16 protein-coding genes are annotated in these 17,017 nt (G+C 48.3%); 6 read left to right on the top strand and 10 right to left on the bottom strand.

Annotation, left to right across the window (positions count from 1 at the left end; translation table 11 throughout):
• Positions 1–7: 7 nt before the first annotated feature.
• The 6 genes from tssM to HV107_RS05730 all read left to right on the top strand — a co-directional run bounded on the left by tssM (position 8) and on the right by HV107_RS05730 (position 7,993).
• The gene (gene tssM, locus HV107_RS05760; protein WP_182062408.1) at positions 8–3,532 is read left to right on the top strand and encodes a type VI secretion system membrane subunit TssM; all 3,525 of its coding nucleotides are present in this window, start codon (positions 8–10) and stop codon (positions 3,530–3,532) included.
• 121 nt (positions 3,533–3,653) lie between these two features.
• Complete coding sequence (locus HV107_RS05755) at positions 3,654–4,085, top strand: Hcp family type VI secretion system effector (RefSeq protein ID WP_259349701.1); 432 nt, start codon at positions 3,654–3,656, stop codon at positions 4,083–4,085.
• A gap of 16 nt (positions 4,086–4,101) precedes the next feature.
• Complete coding sequence (locus HV107_RS05750; protein WP_182062407.1) at positions 4,102–4,983, top strand: hypothetical protein; 882 nt, start codon at positions 4,102–4,104, stop codon at positions 4,981–4,983.
• Positions 4,970–5,488, top strand: coding sequence for a hypothetical protein (locus tag HV107_RS05745; protein ID WP_182062406.1), 519 nt, complete (start codon positions 4,970–4,972; stop codon positions 5,486–5,488). Before HV107_RS05750 ends, HV107_RS05745 begins: the two co-directional genes overlap by 14 nt.
• Before the next feature lie 23 nt (positions 5,489–5,511).
• Positions 5,512–6,030 (top strand): hypothetical protein, encoded by a 519-nt coding sequence (locus HV107_RS05740; protein WP_182062405.1) that lies wholly within the window; start codon positions 5,512–5,514, stop codon positions 6,028–6,030.
• A 610-nt stretch (positions 6,031–6,640) separates the two neighbouring features.
• Complete coding sequence (locus HV107_RS05730) at positions 6,641–7,993, top strand: VasL domain-containing protein (RefSeq protein WP_182062403.1); 1,353 nt, start codon at positions 6,641–6,643, stop codon at positions 7,991–7,993.
• 211 nt (positions 7,994–8,204) lie between these two features.
• On the opposite strand, the gene HV107_RS05725 is transcribed toward HV107_RS05730, so the two are convergent.
• The 10 genes from HV107_RS05725 to HV107_RS05680 all read right to left on the bottom strand — a co-directional run bounded on the left by HV107_RS05725 (position 8,205) and on the right by HV107_RS05680 (position 16,945).
• The gene (locus tag HV107_RS05725; protein ID WP_182062402.1) at positions 8,205–8,966 is read right to left on the bottom strand and encodes a hypothetical protein; all 762 of its coding nucleotides are present in this window, start codon (positions 8,964–8,966) and stop codon (positions 8,205–8,207) included.
• 551 nt (positions 8,967–9,517) lie between these two features.
• Positions 9,518–10,012, bottom strand: coding sequence for an HNH endonuclease (locus HV107_RS05720; protein ID WP_182062401.1), 495 nt, complete (start codon positions 10,010–10,012; stop codon positions 9,518–9,520).
• Positions 9,975–11,122 (bottom strand): IS3 family transposase gene (locus HV107_RS05715; protein WP_172747731.1). Its coding sequence is split into 2 segments (ribosomal slippage): positions 9,975–10,885 and positions 10,885–11,122, totalling 1,149 coding nucleotides; the frame shifts between segments, so codons are not numbered across the junction. Before HV107_RS05715 ends, HV107_RS05720 begins: the two co-directional genes overlap by 38 nt.
• A 44-nt stretch (positions 11,123–11,166) precedes the next feature.
• Positions 11,167–11,430, bottom strand: coding sequence for a hypothetical protein (locus HV107_RS05710; protein ID WP_182062400.1), 264 nt, complete (start codon positions 11,428–11,430; stop codon positions 11,167–11,169).
• A gap of 45 nt (positions 11,431–11,475) precedes the next feature.
• On the bottom strand, positions 11,476–12,486 hold the full coding sequence (locus tag HV107_RS05705; protein WP_106994007.1) for a DNA cytosine methyltransferase: 1,011 nt from the start codon (positions 12,484–12,486) through the stop codon (positions 11,476–11,478).
• Positions 12,487–12,681: 195 nt separating this feature from the next.
• Positions 12,682–13,020, bottom strand: coding sequence for a hypothetical protein (locus HV107_RS05700; protein ID WP_182062399.1), 339 nt, complete (start codon positions 13,018–13,020; stop codon positions 12,682–12,684).
• 25 nt (positions 13,021–13,045) lie between these two features.
• Entirely contained in the window at positions 13,046–13,216 is a 171-nt protein-coding gene (locus HV107_RS05695; protein WP_257589969.1) for a helix-turn-helix domain-containing protein, read from the bottom strand.
• Between the two features lie 150 nt (positions 13,217–13,366).
• Complete coding sequence (gene radC / locus HV107_RS05690; RefSeq protein WP_052367192.1) at positions 13,367–13,801, bottom strand: RadC family protein; 435 nt, start codon at positions 13,799–13,801, stop codon at positions 13,367–13,369.
• A gap of 492 nt (positions 13,802–14,293) precedes the next feature.
• Positions 14,294–15,229 carry a hypothetical protein gene (locus HV107_RS05685; RefSeq protein WP_182062398.1) on the bottom strand — a complete coding sequence of 312 codons (936 nt, stop codon included), beginning with the start codon at positions 15,227–15,229 and terminating at the stop codon, positions 14,294–14,296.
• A gap of 45 nt (positions 15,230–15,274) precedes the next feature.
• Positions 15,275–16,945, bottom strand: coding sequence for a site-specific integrase (locus HV107_RS05680; protein ID WP_182062397.1), 1,671 nt, complete (start codon positions 16,943–16,945; stop codon positions 15,275–15,277).
• Between the last annotated feature and the right edge of the window lie 72 nt (positions 16,946–17,017).

Genomic DNA, 17,017 nt, shown 5'->3' with positions numbered 1-17,017 from the left:
AGCGTTTGTGTTCAGAATACCTACCCCTCGGATGTTTAGCGGAATGAGAACCATGCTCAGACCGGCAATGCCCCGACTTAAGGTGTCAGCGGGCTGGCTGCTGGCGCTGGCATGGATTGTTCTGCTGGTGTGGATCTGGTGGAAAGGCCCTGCGTGGACGCTCTACGGTGAGCAATGGCTGAAACCGCTGACAAACCGCTGGCTGGCAACCACCGTCTGGGGGTTGCTGGCACTTATCTGGCTGACCGTCAGGGTGGTGAAGCGCCTGCAATTTATTGAGAAACAGCAGAAGCAGCAGCGCCAGGAAGTGCAGGATCCGCTAGCGATCGCGATTAACCGCCAGCAGCATTATCTTGACCGCTGGTTGTTGCGGCTCCACCGTCACCTGGATAGTAGCCGTTACTTGTGGCAACTGCCCTGGTACGTGGTGAGTGGCCCGGCGGGCAGTGGAAAAACCTCGCTTCTGCGAGAAGGATTTCCGGCGGATATCATTTATACCCCTGATGCTCTGCGGGGAACAGAGCATCGGGTTTGCATCACACCGTATGTCGGCAAACAGGCGGTGGTTTTCGATACCGACGGAGCACTGACGGAAACGAACGACGGTGACATACTGCATCGACGCCTGCGCGAACAATGGCTGGGATGGCTGGTGCAGAAACGCACGCGCCAGCCGCTGAACGGCCTGATCCTGACGCTGGATTTACCGGATCTACTGACAGCAGACAAACGGCGTCACGAAAAGCTGGTACAGATGCTGCGAACTCGCTTACAGGAAGTTCGCCAGTCACTTCATACCCGGTTACCGGTCTACATTGTGCTGACGAAGCTGGATTTGCTTACCGGATTTTCTTCCTGGTTCCAGGCTCTGGACCGTCGTGATCGTGACCGCATTCTGGGAGTCACGTTTACGCGTAATGCCCATGAAAGCGACGACTGGCGTACTGAACTGAACGCTTTCTGGGAGGCATGGGGGCTGCAGATGAACGAGGCGCTGGTGGATCAGATGCTCATCCAGTCCTCATCGGCGCGCAGTGCGGCATTTAGCTTTTCTCGCCAGATACAGGGCGCGGGAGAAGTCATCGCTTCGCTGCTGGATGCACTGCTGGATGCCGAACATCAGGATATCTGGCTTCGCGGCGTGTATTTGACCTCTTCCCTGCAACGCGGGCAGATGGACGATATCTTCACCCAGTCAGCCGCCCGGCAGTATGGTCTTCAAAGTGATTCGCTGACCGCATGGCCGCTGGTGGACAGCACCCCCTATTTTTCCCGTACCCTGTTTTCGGAAGTCCTGCTTGCCGAGCCGAATTTTGCCGGAGAAAACCGCCTGTGGCTTGCAGGATCCCGCCGTCGAATGAGTATCTTCACCGGGTGTGGCGCGGTTATCGCACTTGTGCTCGCCGGAGGCTGGCATCATTGGTACAACGAAAACTATCGTGCCGGGCTTAACGTGCTCGCACAGGCGAAGTCGTTTATGGATGTCCCGCCGCCGCAAGGAACCGATGAATCCGGTCAGCTACAACTGCCGCTTTTGAACCCTGTTCGTGATGCCACACTGGCCTACGGCGACTGGGGTGACAGAAGCCGGTTTGCTGATATGGGCTTGTATCAGGGGAGGCGCGTTGGCCCATATGTGGAGCAGACCTACCTGCATCTGCTGGAGCAGCGCTATCTTCCCTCGCTGTTCAACGGGTTGATGAAGGACCTGAATAATGCGCCGCCGGAATCGGAAGAGAAGCTAGCCGTGTTGCGGGTTATCCGTATGCTGGAAGACAAAAGCGGGCGCAATGATGAAGTGGTGAAGCAGTTTATGGCCCGGCGCTGGAGCGAGCAGTTCCACGGAAAGCAGGATATTCAGGCGCAACTGATGTCCCACCTTGACTATGCGCTGGCGCACACCGACTGGCACGCACAGCGCCAGATTGGCGATGCCGACGCAATCAATCTGTGGATGCCATATGACAGAACTGTGGCGGCCGCGCAAAAAGAGCTGAGCAAACTGCCGGTTTATCAGCGTGTTTACCAGAGCCTGAAAACACGGGCGCTGGGCGTGCTGCCCGCCGACCTCAGCCTGCGCGACCAGACTGGCCCGACCTTCGATAAGGTATTTGTTTCTGCTGACGATACCCGACTGATTATCCCTCAGTTTCTGACCCGGTACGGGTTGCAAAGCTATTTTGTGAAGCAGCGTGATGAGTTGGTAACGCTTACTGCCATGGACTCCTGGGTACTTGCCCTCACGCGCAACGTGACATACAGCGATGCCGATCGTACTGAAATTCAACGCCAGCTTACAGAACAGTATATCAGCGACTACACCGCCACCTGGCGGGCTGGCATGGATAACCTGAACGTCCGAAATTATGAATCGCTGAAGGAAGTGACGGGTGCACTGGAGCAAATTATCAGTGGTGACCAGCCTTTCCAGCGGGTGCTGACGGCGTTGCGTGACAATACCCGCTCTCTGATATTGCCAGAAAAACTGGATGAGAAAGCCCGTGCAGAGGCTCAGGCCGAACCGGACTGGCGATTGTTTAATCGCCTCGGGCATGAGTTTGCCCAGGAAAACAGCACGCTTGAGGAGCAGAAGGATAAGGGCAGTACATTACAGGCGGTTTACCAGCAACTGACCGAACTGCACCGTTATCTGCTGGCGATACAGAATGCACCTGTGCCCGGCAAATCAGCCCTGAAGGCCGTGCAACTGCGGCTCGACCAGAACAGCAGCGATCCTATTTTCACCACCCGTCAGATGGCGAAAACACTGCCTGCACCGCTTGAACGCTGGGTGAGCAAGTTGGCGGATCAGGCCTGGCATGTGGTGCTGATTGAAGCCGTTCACTATATGGAACTGGACTGGCGTGACAACGTGGTTAAAACCTTTAACAGTCAGCTGGCCGATAAATATCCGTTTAATCCTCGTGCAAAAGACGATGCATCGCTGGATGCGTTTGAGCGTTTCTTTAAACCAGAGGGTGTGCTGGATACCTTTTATCAGCAGAACCTGAAGCTCTTCGTGGAAAACAGTCAGGTGATTAACGAGGATGACAATGTCGTTATCCGTGAGGATGTTCTCACACAGTTAGACTCTGCGCAGAAAATTCGCGACATCTTCTTCAGCCGCCAAAACGGCCTGGGGACACAGTTTGCAGTGGAAACTCTGTCGATGTCGGGCAACAAGCGCCGCAGTGTATTGAATCTCGATGGTCAACTGGTGGATTACACCCAGGGGCGTAGTTTTACGGCGCATCTGGTGTGGCCTAATAGTATGCGGGAGGGTAACGAAAGCAAACTGACGCTGGTTGGCGTGGGGGGGAATGCCCCGCGCAGTATCGCGTTCAACGGCCCATGGGCACAGTTCCGCCTGTTTGGTGCAGGACAACTGACCAGCGTGCAGGACGGTTCCTTTACGGCCCGCTTCAGCGTGGACGGTGGCACGATGACCTACCGTGTCCATACAGACACACAAGATAACCCGTTTGCAGGCGGTCTGTTCAGTCAGTTCCGCCTGCCGGATACGCTTTACTAAGGAAAAACCTTTGTCAGGACATGTGCCTGATGAAGGTTTCATTCAGTATTTAAACTGATAATTCGGAGCAAAAATGGCAAATTTAATTTATCTGACACTTAATGGATAACTACAGGGGTTAATTTCTGCCGGGTGTTCTTCGCAGAGTTCCATCGGGAATAAAGCGCAAATTGAGCACACCGATCAGATAATGGTGTTGGGGTTAACCCATGGAATGACACGTCAGCAGAATGTTAATCACCAAGTATTAACTATAGCAAAGCCTGTTGATAAATCTTCCCCGTTATTGGGAAAAGCAATCAATGAAAATGAGTGCCTGAGCTGTGAGTTTCGTTTCTATCGTACAAATCGTGCAGGTTTGAACGAATGCTATTACAAGCTGGCCTTAATTAATGCCCGTATTGCGGGAATTCATCTTCAGGTACCCCATACTATCAATGACAGTGAAGGGCAGCCTGAAGAATCCATTGAGTTTACGTATGAATCAATTAGCTGGGAGCATTATACAGCGGGAACCAGTGGATACAGTCTATGGGATGAGCGCATTTTATAACCAGGGAGAAAATGTAATGAACAGGTTTAATAACGATCAGCCTGCATGGCATGACTATCTGGGGGATATGTTACGGGGTGATGTTCCTGTTAATCAGCTCGTTCCCCAGCATCCTTATTTGCTCGATACGCTGAAACTGGAAGAAGTCCTGCATAAAAATACCGAGCATATTCTGCTGCTGAACACAGATGAAGCCTACGCTGTTTTGAATGCGCTCTACAACAAAGGGACAACCTATTCCGGAAATATTAAAGATGCGACATCGGGCATGAAAAATATTTCGAAACTGGTAAGCTATAAAGATGCCGGGAAACTGGTCATTAACTTAAAAGGGCTGGGTATCAAAGCGGTACCCTACGTTCATAAGGGTGTGACCTATATTAAAATCACCGGCTATCCTTCAGTTCGACGAATTTTGAATGGTACCCGTTACGCGGTGAATAACCCTAAAATACTGGATCTAGGTATTGGCAAGGCCGGAATAAATGCCGGGATTTTAAGCGGGGCCCGCTTCTGTATTTACTTTTCTGCGGCACAGCGGGTCGTAGAGTTTATTTTTTCATCTGAGCACGATGTTGCGACCTTTATCGGTAATATTACGATGGATGTAGCGAAGGTGATTGTTACGATGTTTGTGACGAAAATTGCGATGGGCGTGATAACTGGAGTGGCTGCTGCATTCGGTGTCGTTATTCCGGTAGCCATAGGGATAGCGATTGTTGCTGCTATAGGCTTTTTGATTACTTATGGGCTGTATGTTCTGGATGAAAAATATCATTTATCAGATCGTTTAATTAAAAGCATTAAAAAGGGGTTGGAAGAACACCAGAAAGTAACGGACTGGAATCTCCAGCACAGTAATCCCTATCTGTTTTCGATGGTAAATGGACATTATTGATATTATGAATATGGTAAAAGTTAAAGGGTATGTTTACGGTATTATTATTATTATATGTCTGACTGGTATAATGGTGTTTGTTTACAATACAGTAATCACAACCATTATGGGGATAATTAAAGGAGAGGATTATATTCTCTATGATCCTAAACAAATCCCTCTGTTCCTCCTGCTTCCTGCTATGGTTGTTGCAGATTTATTCGTTATTTGCCTCTTGTTGCCGTTCAGAAAGAAAACGGATGTAATCATGCAAAAGTTGTTTATTCCTACAACGGTTTACGCTATTGTTGCATTCGCTATTGGTATATTTATGTCAATGGTGATTTCTTTTTATCCGCTTGGTACAGACTACTATCAGTGTAAATCAACAAGCATCGTTTCATCCGGCAGTTATTATGCCAGAACCAAAGAAATGTGTAAGCAGAGGGCTTATATATCAACAAATGAAGAAGAGCGCTCTCCTGGCAAACCAGGAAAAAACAGGCTGGAATCTCCAGTACAGTAATTCTTACCTATTTTTGATAATGAATGGGTGTTATTGATATTATGAATATAGTTAAAATAAAAGGGTATGTTTGCGTTATTATTAGTATTGTAGCTCTGAGTGGTATGATGTTTTTTGTGTACAATACAGGAATTACAACCATCATGGGGATAATTAAAAGGGAGGATTATATTTACTATGACCCTAAACAAATTACTCTTTTTATTCTGCTTCCCTCTATGGCTGTTACGGAATTATCCATCGTGCTGCTTCTGAAACCATTCAGAGAAAGAACAGATGCTATCAGGAGAAAAATGTTTATCCCGACGATGGTTTACACCATTGCTGCGTTTGTTATTGGCATACCCTTGTCAATGGTTATTTCTTTCTATCCGCTTAGTACAGACTATTATCAATGCAAATCAACCAGTATCGTTTCATCCGGCAGTTATTATGCCAGAACTAAAGAAATGTGTAAGCAGAGGGCATATATACCAACAACTGAAGGGAAATTGTCTCCCGGTGCACCAGAAAGGGATAGGCTGGAACCTCAAGCACGGTAACCCTTACCTGTTCGACAATAACTGAGTGATATAAATATCATGAATATGAATAATCTAAAAGGTATTCTGTCAGGAGTGTTACTCATTTTTTCTTTAACAAGTGCTATAGTTTTTTCTACAAGATGGGTAGTACATCAATACTAGATTTAGTAAGAGGGGAGGATTATGTCTACTATGATCCAAAACAAATCCCAGTTCTACTTTTGCTTCCGGTAATGGTTTTGATAGACTTATTTTTTATTTTTATGCTTTTTTTGATTTTACCATGCGTGGAACAAAAGCACAAAAAAAAGACGGGAAAGGTTATACAAAAGTCACTGGTTCCAGTGACACCCAATACTATTGGGGCATTGATCGTTGGTTTTCTTCTATCAATGGCAATTTCTATTTATCCGCTTGGTACCAAGTACTACCAGTGTAGTTCCACAAGCATCGTTTCATCCGGCAGTTATTATGCCAGAACCAAAGAAATATGTAAGCAGCGAGCATATTCAGACAAAACAGAACAGAAAAAATCCCCTGCCATATTAGATATGACATCCGGGACGGGTTCCGAAAGTAATAAATATTGATCACAAGGGTAAGTTTACTACGGCAGAGAGGTGTTTTGATGAGTAATGTTATACAAACTCAGACGATTATCACTGGCAAAGACCCGCGCGGTCTGCCGGAGTTCAGTGCAATGCGTGAAGAAATTAATAAGGTCAGTCATCCAGCGCATCCGGAAATGAACTGGAAACTCGTGGAATCACTGGCGCTGAGCATTTTCAAAACGAACGGAGTGGATCTACATACCGCCACGTATTACACACTGGCCCGCACGCGTACTCAGGGGCTGTCGGGGTTCTGCGAGGGGGTGGAGTTGCTGGCGGCGTTGATAGGCTGTGAATGGGATAAGTTCTGGCCGAAGGAAGGTCTGGCGCGCACTGAAATGCTGGACTGGTTCAACGTCCGTACGGGTAATATTTTGCGCCAGCAGGTGGCGTATTCCGTTGCAGACCTGCCACTGTTGTATCGGGTGGAACGGGCGTTGCAGGTAATATGTGACAAACTTCAGCAGGTGGAGCTTAAGCGCCAGCCGCGAGTGGAAAACCTGCTTTATTTTGTACAGAACACGCGAAAACGCTGCGAGCCTCAGCCGGAATCGGATGTGACAGACATGTCGGCAAAAACGGTGATACGGACGCTGGTTTATATGCCTGAAAGCACTGAGACCACAACGATACCGGAGCCGCCACAGCCGGAAGTACCGGAGGTAAGGGTGGCTGTTCATGGCCTTAATATGAACCCGCAACCCATCGTGACAGCCAAACCGGGTCGCGCGGTGAAGGGTTTTGCAGCTGGGGTGCTCTGTAGTGCTGTGGTTGGCGCAGTTGTCTGGTGGTGGCAGGTTTATCCTCTGCAACAACAGATTGCCTCTGTGCGTGACACGGCGCAGGGGGCGGCGATGCTCTGGTTGGCCTCACCGAAACTGAATGACTATCCGCAGCGGTTACGCCAGCTAACCCATTCTTCTCCGTTACAGCCGCTGGAGGCGGGTCAGCAGATGGCCCGTCTGGCAGAGAGCCGCTGGCCGGGAAGTCTGCAACAGCAGCAGGTCACGGCGCAATGGAATGCCACCCTGAAAGAGCGGGCGGCAGGCAGCCCGAAGTTAGAGGGATGGCAACAGACACGAATGGATTTACGTTCCTTCGCCGAACTGCTCGTCCAGCGCGAACAGGCGAAATCGGGGTTCACGCTCTCCTATATCAAAACCATCATCTATCAGGCCGAGCGCACGCTAAATCAGGAAACCCCGCTGGAATATGTGCTGACGCAGTACCAGCAGGCGCGCTCCACCGGAAAAAACAACGATATGCTGGAAAAACAGATTGATGAAAGGCTGGATGGGGTATTAAGCCGTTGGTTACTGTTGAAGCAAAGCCCGTTACCGGCAGTAGAGGAAGGTAGCCCGGGTAAATAAAGAAGGAATATCACTATGGAACATCTTGCTAATCTTACGCTGGACAGGCAGTGGCAGAAGATGATCCCGGCAGGATGTTCATAGATGGTATCCATGGGATCAACGTGATTAATGAAAATACGGAAGAAATGGTGAAGGTGATAAGCTGGTATTGGCGACAAGCAACGTCGCCTTTTATTTCGTTGTGTCAAACAGGCTCACATTTAAATAGTCATTGATATCTATTTACCAGATCCTTAACCACGGCAGCATAGGTTTTTTGTTTGAGTTGGCCGATTTGTGTTTCGGTCAGCGGTATTTTTCCCGTCTGAGGCTGGAGGACATTGTATTCGTAATTAACCGGTGTCCAGGTGGCCCATTCTCCGCTCGCCACATCCACCAGGGCGAAACGTATCAGATAGCGTAATGATGCGGAATCGGACAATGTTTCCCCATGGTAATCTGCCCAGAGAGTTGTTTTGGTTGTGGTGTCATATCTTCCAGTCTGTAATGTATCCCAATAAACAATCACGGCTTTTTGCTGCCCTTTTGCCGCAATATAACGCAACGCCTGCATATAATTCATGTTTTCGCTGAGTACTGCGTCACCTTCTTCCGTTTTTACCGTGTTGCAGGTAAGCGGTTTCTGCCTGTCCGGAATACCTGAGAATGTTGATACCTGATAGTATTTCCCTATCTCCTGTTGCATGGTCATTTCCGGTGCATGGCTACCTGACTGAACCAGAATAACTGAAGAACTCAACGGCACTCTGAATTTATCGCCATTAATTGCAGCCTGGATATCTTCTTCTGATACCGCCAGCGTGGTTTCATTGCCGAAAATATCTTTATCAGTGAGTTGAGTTGCTGCATTTTTGCTGAAACTGCTATCTGCACGTTTAAGACCTGTTTTTTTTGCATCAATGGGAGAGTGTACACAACCGTTTAATAAAAATAACGATGTGCATAAAAACAGGGTCAGCCTGATGTTCATATATGTTTGTCTCGCAATGATGGTAAGTGTTTATTATGGGGTTAACAGCCTGAGATGTTGCTTGGATTATATGCTGTTTGTTGTTTTATATAAATTATAGTTTACATGTATGCATTCACTAAAATAATCCAGATTAATGAATGATATTGTTTTGGTGAATTATTTATAACTATATTCTGAAAATTGCGGAGGGAGTTAAATATCAGTTTCTGCCACAGGCATTTGCTCAGTGGTTACATTTTTTCATTATCTGAAGAGGGCATTATCACAATAGAGGAGGGGGATAGCAGAACAAAATACACATGATGCCTGTTATGGAATTCCCAGACTGACTGGAAAAGGCCGCTACGCTTGTACGCCCAGAAACCAGACCGGAACCCCACAAAGCAAAAAACCAGCCCTAAGGCTGGTTTTTCTGAATAGTGGTGCCCGGACTCGGAATCGAACCAAGGATTCGTTTCTACATAAACGAAATCACCGAATAACAGTAAGTTACCTTTACGCTTCGGTTCCGAATGTACCACCATTTTGTACCATTTGTCAGCTATGAATTATCTTTTCAATTCACGTTTTGCCAGTTGTACTAACCAGTTGGCAATGCCTTCTTTAGGTATACCAAGTGCCATGATGCCTTGAATGTCGCTTGGGCTTAAGGGGGTCATAATCTTGATGCCGTGCACTTCAGGAAATGCCCATGGACATTGCTTGCAATCTCTCAAGCAGTCTTGGCACGCATTACGTTTTCCCACGTTGCAAACATGACATAACGTTTGCCAGTTGTCGCTTGAATGACCCCCTCCACGAGCAAGAGGGATTTTGTGATCCGCCTGTAGAGTACCTGTACTGTTGCCTTCGTCGTGAAGAGAGCAGACTTGGCATGTATAATTTTGCCGGGCAAGTAATTGATTTTTTTGGCTAGCAGTTAGGTAGGTTCTTGGGTTGGCCGGATTCAGACCTGTAGATTTGAGACGGTAAGCATTTGTTCCCGACTGAATCGCCACGGAAAATCTAGACACTTCCGAGCCGTTGATAATACTGGTTTTCATATTCTGTCGGTGACATCTGATCGCTAGAACCATGCCGACGCTTACTGTTATAAAACATTTCGATGTAATCAAAAATATCGCTGCGGGCTTCTTCCCGCGTTCCGTAGATCTTTTTCTTTATCCGTTCGCGTTTCAACAACTGGAAAAAGCTTTCTGCAACCGCATTATCATGGCAGTTACCGCGACGGCTCATGCTGCCCTCCAGGCCGTGTGATTTCAGGAACGACTGCCACTCATGGCTTGTGTACTGACTGCCCTGATCCGAATGAACCAGCACCTGTTTTTGGGGATTACGCCGCCATACAGCCATCAGCAGTGCGTTCAGGACAATGTCCTTTGTCATCCGGGATTGCATGGACCAGCCGATAATTTTGCGTGAGAACAGATCAACAACAACGGCAAGATACAGCCAGCCTTCGTGGGTCCTGATGTAGGTTATGTCCGTTACCCAACGCTCATCCGGAGCATCCGGATTGAACTGTCGCTGGAGCCTGTTGGGCGACACGATACTGGCCTCGCCTTTACGTGCCCGCGGGCTCCGGTATCCGACCTGAGCCTTTATCCCGACACGTTTCATCAGTCGCCAGACCCGGTTCACTCCGCACTGTTGCCCGCTGTCCCGCAGATCCAGATGGATTTTGCGATAACCATAGACGCATCCCGATTCCAGCCAGAACTGTTTAATCTGTCCTGTCAGTCTCAGGTCTGCCTGATGGCGTTGTGAATGCGGCTGCTGAAGCCAGGCGTAAAAACCACTAGGATGAACATCCAGCACCCGACAGAGCAGGCGAACAGGCCAGCAACAGGAGTTGTCACGGATAAAGGCGTACCTCAGTCGGACAGCTTTGCGAAGTACGCCGCGGCTTTTTTTAATATGTCCCGTTCGTCGGTAACCCGTTTCAGCTCTTTCTGGAGACGGCGGATCTCGGCCTGAGCATCTGACTGTTCTTTATTAGTGGAAGAATCCGGACCGTACTTCTTTATCCAGGCGTAAAGGCTGTGGGTGGTGATATCGAGACGTGTTGCAACGCTGGCAACAGAATAACCGCGATCAACAACCTGTTTGACTGCTTCAGTTTTAAACTCTTCGGGATAACGCTTACCGCTCATGGGCACCTCTCTTTAAGCCATCTTAAATGACTCTGAGGTGTCTGTTAAACCCATGGCGATTCAGACTGTCTTTCGATATCTACACCAATCTCATCGCCGAGTTCCGTAATTCGCCTTCTGTAATCACTTTGTTTAACTAAATCGTGAAGTACATCTCGTGGAACCCAATCCCTCGGGAAATCAGTGCCTTGTTTGAAAAGGTGTTCAAGTATCTTCCACTGTGCTGCGGTAATGTTTGACTTAAGACCTTTAGCCTTCAACTCAGCTTGTCGCTGGCCGATAACTACAACAAACTCTTGAAAATTCACATTGCCATCCTCTTTTTGTGGATAACAATATAAAAAAAGGTAGCCTTAAGCTACCTTAGCAGTATTGATTTGTTGATCAATGGCTGAAAGCGCCTTGTAGATCTGTTTGCCGACAGCTTTTGCTACAGGTGGCGGGAATGCGTTACCTACTTGGCGATAGGAAGAGGTCTTTTTCCCTGAGAACTGCCACCAATCAGGGAAACCCTGAATTCGTGCAGCCATCCTCACCGTTAGCAATGGCATATTCTCATACCCTTCTCTAACCCCGCTATAGTCCTTCTCTGGAGGCTCATTGCCAATACGATGTCCATTAACATGCAAGGCCTGCCACTGGCGTTTGGCTCTAGTTGGGCCAAGGTCAGGCCCACCATGTTTCTTGGAGCCGCCAACCAAGGTTGGAGCGATGCTATTTGCTTTATCTTTCCACTCATCAGCACCTTTCCAACCATTCAAAGCCATGAGGTCATATAACGCTTCACCAACCGTTGGAGCTGGCGTTGTAGATGCTTCAGGCCATTTGAAATGATCGAAATACTGAGGGAGAAGTGCCACTAGGTTCACTCTAGGGCGTAGTTGTGGAACCCCATAGTTACTGGCATGTAGCAGGTTCCATGTTGTTTTGTATCCAAGAGCCTCAAACTGCTGGTCGATATACTCTCGGTATTCAGCAAACTTAGCGTCGAGAAGACCTGCGACGTTTTCGATTAACACGGCTTTTGGCTTAACTTTGGATACGATATCAAGTGCTACTGGGAAAAGATCACGTTCGTCGTCTTTGCCAAGCTGTTTGCCTGCCTTAGAAAAGGGAGGGCAGGGAACACCACCGGCAACCAAATCAACTTTACCTTCAAAGCTAACTGCTTTTGTCAGGGCAAAATCCTGCAAGTCTGCTTCAATGATCTCAGCCCATTCTAAACCATGTTCAAGGTTGTTAAGGCGAAGAGTGGCACACGCCGGAGCATCGTTGTCTATCAACGCCAGATGTTTAAAGCCGGCTTGATGTAGGCCGAGTGCTTGACCGCCTGCACCGGCACAAAGCTCAAGTGATGTGTACATGTTGTTCTATCCTCATTCTGATAGGCAGAAGAATACCAGCCATTAGCTATATGGCAAGAATATTTACGTGTATGGATAACCAGTGATTGCGGTGTGGCTCCGAACTTTGTCAGAGCCTGAGTAAGAAGGTTCGCTTGAGGCCGTTGAAGTGGAAGAATGCCTTATTTGGCTTGCTGGGATGCAATCTGCTCCATTCTAAATGACGTTACAAGAATACTCACCACTCCCACCACTGATCATCTTGAGAGTGAATTTTCTATCCGCTGTATAGTCTACGTTGAACCCAATACCGCGACTGGCAAATGTTAAGCTATCGCCTCCCTGATCATTCCCACCTCCCATCAAGAAGCTAGCTCGTCGCGTTCCATTTGGGGTAGTTAACTCGGCCCACCCAACTTCTTCCTGCTTCTTTAACGTGATGTTCACGGTGATGTTGTTTTCGCATGAGAGCTTCACATATACGTTGTCGGCGGCTTTTGCGGTGGTGGAGATGCTTGCTAGCAATATGGCGATTAAGCCGATTGTTTTTCTCATTGAATAATCCCTTTTGATTGCCTGATTAGTCTTCAGATTGCGTACGCACAATCCGGTAAATGCTGGTGATACCGATCCCTAGCTGGCGAGAGATTTCGGGTTTGCTCAGTCCCTTGTCCAGCATCTCGATTACTTCCTGCGATTTGCTGCGGGCTGTGGCCTTTCTGCCTTTATACTTACCTTTGAGCTTCGCCAGTGCTATGGGCTATTGGTATGGGTCTAGCGGTAGTAGGGGATTAGAGGAAATCTTCTTCTGAGGCGTAGCGTGCTGCCATTCCCCGGAAGAAGACGGTTGCAAAGGTTGTCAGAGCCATTATCAGGGCTTCAACAAGTAAGGATTTCCAGTTCATAGCCAGCCCCTTTCTGCGAATGAAACTGTTTGACCGCCGCCCACGACGATGTGATCTACCAGTCGGACTTCGATTAGCTCCATAACTTTCTGAATGTTGAGCGTTATCGCTTTATCCTGAACGGATGGCTCGGCGTTGCCAGATGGGTGATTATGGGAACAGATAACAGCTGCGGCGTTGAGCTTAAGCGCCTGCCGGGCAATCTCGCGGGGGTAGACTGGCGTTGTTGCTATGCTGCCGTGGAACATTTCCTGATAGTTCAGGACGTGATTCCGGTTGTCGAGGAATATCACGCTGAACACTTCCTGCTCCCGATCGCCAAGCTGTAAAGCCAGATAGCTCGCAGTGTCCTTCGGTGATGCCAGTGTGTCGGTACGGTAGAGCCGTTGAGTGAGGATTTCGCGGGCCTGAGTGATTATTTCATCATGCATGATTCAGCCTCCTGTGGTGATCTGCATATTTCTTGTACCTGCGGAGCGGGGAGTCTTGGAAAGGAGGATTGAGCGAGCGGATTTGGATGCCTGCCTGACGATCTGTACGGGCCTCTGAGCTGAGTTCAGGAGTGATTCACGCCTTGAATGCAGAAAGGCCGTGAGAGGCCTACAGGACGTCTGGTGACTTCTGACGTGAAAAGAACTTTTGGGGGAGTGGAGGCAGCAAAATCATTAAGCTGTCGCTCAGTTCGACGTATTGATATGGCGGTAACTTTGCACCTTTGGTAAATGCGAGTTAGCGTTGATAGCTTAAGGATAATTATCTGTAAGATGCTATGAGTAAGATGAATTTGAGTAATAAAAATTGATAGAACCCTATAAATCTATATAAATGTCCTGGGGTTAGGTTTCAAAGGTTGCAACGTTTGAACAGGTAGAAAAGCCTAATCCTTTAGGCTTTTGTTGTAACTTTTGATGCAACTTTTCAGTTTATATGCCGTATGACCTCAATTTTGCACGCTGGAAGTATCTGTCCCTGCGTTTATCAAAGGGGATTGTCAGCCTGTCCAGCAGTTTACCCATCTCACTGAGAGGCTGCCGTGGGCTTTTTAGAAGGAAACTGCATTCATTATGTGCTGCATCATAGGCTTTTCGGGCTGACTCGCTGCTTATCTTTAACGTGGATTCTGAAAGGCTAATACAGGCCATTCGCAGGCAGTGGGCATAGCAATCCTCCAGACTGACGAACCGCTTTAGCTGGCGAACCGCTTCCAGCCATACTTCCTGTTCTGCATGTCTGACCCTGATTAACTTTACATCGGGCTGATTTTTCCGTAACCAGCGATCCCGCCGTTTATCATTGAATTGATAACGCGTCGTTCTGTGAGCCTCCTCGTCAAATTCAATGATGAACTGGCGTTTAGCAGTTTCCCCTTTTGCCATATCGGTATACCACTGCTCGGTAAGGAAGAAATCCACTCTGTAGGGGCCGACCTGCTTTTGCCGTTCGAGTTCATAGCTTCTGAATTGTGGTTGTTGCCTTAGTTCGACGATCAAATCGTGTAATTTGACGCCAAATTGCCCCTCAAGGCGGCTTTCGCCGGGCTTTACCGGGAGTTTCAGACCAGATTTTTGCTCAATGGCATCTATGAGAAGCCCATTCTGGCTGGAGTGGATACTGTAAGTCAGCAGGGTAAGGGCATCACCAGCGGTAAGCCAGCCGTTTTTGTCGGGAATTTCACCTTCAATCAGGCCGGATGTGCAGCACGACAGGACATTTTCGGGAGCCTTGAGCAATTTGGCATGTGTCCGCTGTGCCCATTGAGTAAATCTGGCTGCCTGAGGCGTCATTTTCCGCAAGAAAGCAACGGAAAGCTGGGGGACCCCGTCAACGGTCTGCCAGTCTGAATCAGGAATTTTCAACATTTAGAACGTCTCCATAGTTAGTCTGCTGTTTCATGGCTTGTACCCTTAACGGCCCCAGTCCTTGATTCGGCGTAGATTTAACTTTGGGATGGTCTCGATGGCTTCCAATTTTGTTTCTACAGGTTTGTCGCCATAGTTTTCGCTTTCGTTTCTGTTCGAGTCGATGTGACCCGTGATGCTGTCGCGAATATCCATTGCGACCCCGTTTCTCCGGCAGTTCGTTACGAATGTATGACGGAAACTGTGTGTCGGTGATATTTCATCACGCTCAATACCGTTGTTTCTTATGTAGCGGCCGAATCGCTTACGGAAATTAGTTGAGTATTTCTTCTCAGCAAGGGCTTCGTCAGAGAACAGAAAGGCACTCCTGCTGGCAACGAAATTGGTGAAGCCCAACTCTGTGACATGAAGAGGCACGGGAACATAACGCGTTTTACCTGTCTTAATGGACTGCGTTTCGTTCTCCTGCAATTTCATACACAAAACGCCATCACGTTGCTGAATATCACGCTTGTGCAACTGTGCGATTTCCTCAACACGGCAGCCAGTGTAGTAAAGGATAATCGGGATCCAGTAATCCATGGCTTCGTAAGGCTCTTCTTGTCCAGTGAAAACAGGACCGGAGAACATTCTCGCCAACTCTTGTTGAGTGAAGGGCTTATCGCTGCTGTCACGGGCTGTCCGGGAAGGTTTGCGTACATCCCTCACGATGTTGTGCTTAAGCCAGTTAACGTAGATAGCATGCTCAAAGAATGACGACAGATGGTTGAGCATGTTCCGCACCCTGTCTGGGGTAAGGTGGTCTTTGTTTTGCAGGGACAGCTTTTGGGCTAACGATAAAGCTTTCTCTTTCTTGGTCAGATTCTTGGGGTACTTCGCCATCGTATCCCGGAATTTAACAATATGATCGGCAGTAATGTCGTCAATGGCGAGGTTGCCGATTATCTCAACAAAGCGGTCCGCTGCTGCGGCGTAGTCTTTGACATGTGCCAGCGCTTTTTTATCGATAGTTTCGGCGTCGGAAGGGCACTTAAACTCTTTGTATGCCTCAAATAATTGGGTGAAGGTTTTTTGGGGTGTTTTTGCTTCCGGCAGCGAATCCAGCCCTTTGCTTATGGCATAGAGCCTTGGGCGAAGGTTCAGAAGGTACGTGTTTGTGATTTCATTACGTCGTTCTGCCAGCCGCCATGCCAGACGATTTCGCCAGGCCGGAGTGAGAACGACTGGCGAGTATTCCAGAGCTTCATCCAGCTCTATGGACATCAGTTTGCAGATAGATACGTCACGTTCTTCCTGCCATGTTTGTGACTTATAGCGGGGCTTACGTTCGCGGTCTTCCAGCCAGTCGTGAATTATCGCGTTTTCTGGTGAGTGAACCAGCCCTACTTTACCGTCGAACAGCTCCTCCACGAGATATCGCTCACGGATTAGTTGGTCCTGCTGCATGATTTTCGAAGCCCATACACCCGCAATCAGCTCAATATCCGCATCGGTTAACGATTGCTCTGCCTTAAGTAGTTCTTCAGCCCGTCTTAGCATCAGGTCGATCTGAATGATTTTTGCGGGTGCACGTTCTCTGGCCTCCCTCACGTCTTTGGTATCAAGGGTAAACTTGATCTCACGTTTATTGAGGATGCCTTGCAGGTGTTTGGGGACGGCCTTACGGACGAGGTAAACGCCGAAACGGTTCTTTGTTGGCTGTATCATAATGCCCATTTTGTACCACCTTTCTGTACCACCGGGAAGCGGGGCCGGAGGAAATTAAAAAGAGGTAACTACTGGTAAACC

The sequence above is a fragment of the Enterobacter sp. RHBSTW-00175 genome (assembly GCF_013927005.1).
Taxonomy (GTDB): Bacteria; Pseudomonadota; Gammaproteobacteria; order Enterobacterales; family Enterobacteriaceae; genus Enterobacter.
The sequence above is the reverse complement of the archived record's forward strand: the minus strand, read 5'-3'. Positions and strand labels throughout refer to the sequence as shown.

What these genes read in the sequence shown, in the direction of transcription:
- HV107_RS05750 (WP_182062407.1), top strand. Translation starts at nt 4,102, where the DNA reads ATGAACAGGTTTAATAACGATCAGCCTGCATGGCATGACTATCTGGGG.
- HV107_RS05745 (WP_182062406.1), top strand. Translation starts at nt 4,970, where the DNA reads ATGGACATTATTGATATTATGAATATGGTAAAAGTTAAAGGGTATGTT.
- HV107_RS05740 (WP_182062405.1), top strand. Translation starts at nt 5,512, where the DNA reads ATGGGTGTTATTGATATTATGAATATAGTTAAAATAAAAGGGTATGTT.
- HV107_RS05730 (WP_182062403.1), top strand. Translation starts at nt 6,641, where the DNA reads ATGAGTAATGTTATACAAACTCAGACGATTATCACTGGCAAAGACCCG.
- HV107_RS05725 (WP_182062402.1), bottom strand. Translation starts at nt 8,966, where the DNA reads ATGAACATCAGGCTGACCCTGTTTTTATGCACATCGTTATTTTTATTA.
- HV107_RS05720 (WP_182062401.1), bottom strand. Translation starts at nt 10,012, where the DNA reads ATGAAAACCAGTATTATCAACGGCTCGGAAGTGTCTAGATTTTCCGTG.
- HV107_RS05705 (WP_106994007.1), bottom strand. Translation starts at nt 12,486, where the DNA reads ATGTACACATCACTTGAGCTTTGTGCCGGTGCAGGCGGTCAAGCACTC.
- HV107_RS05700 (WP_182062399.1), bottom strand. Translation starts at nt 13,020, where the DNA reads ATGAGAAAAACAATCGGCTTAATCGCCATATTGCTAGCAAGCATCTCC.
- radC (WP_052367192.1), bottom strand. Translation starts at nt 13,801, where the DNA reads ATGCATGATGAAATAATCACTCAGGCCCGCGAAATCCTCACTCAACGG.
- HV107_RS05685 (WP_182062398.1), bottom strand. Translation starts at nt 15,229, where the DNA reads ATGTTGAAAATTCCTGATTCAGACTGGCAGACCGTTGACGGGGTCCCC.
- HV107_RS05680 (WP_182062397.1), bottom strand. Translation starts at nt 16,945, where the DNA reads ATGGGCATTATGATACAGCCAACAAAGAACCGTTTCGGCGTTTACCTC.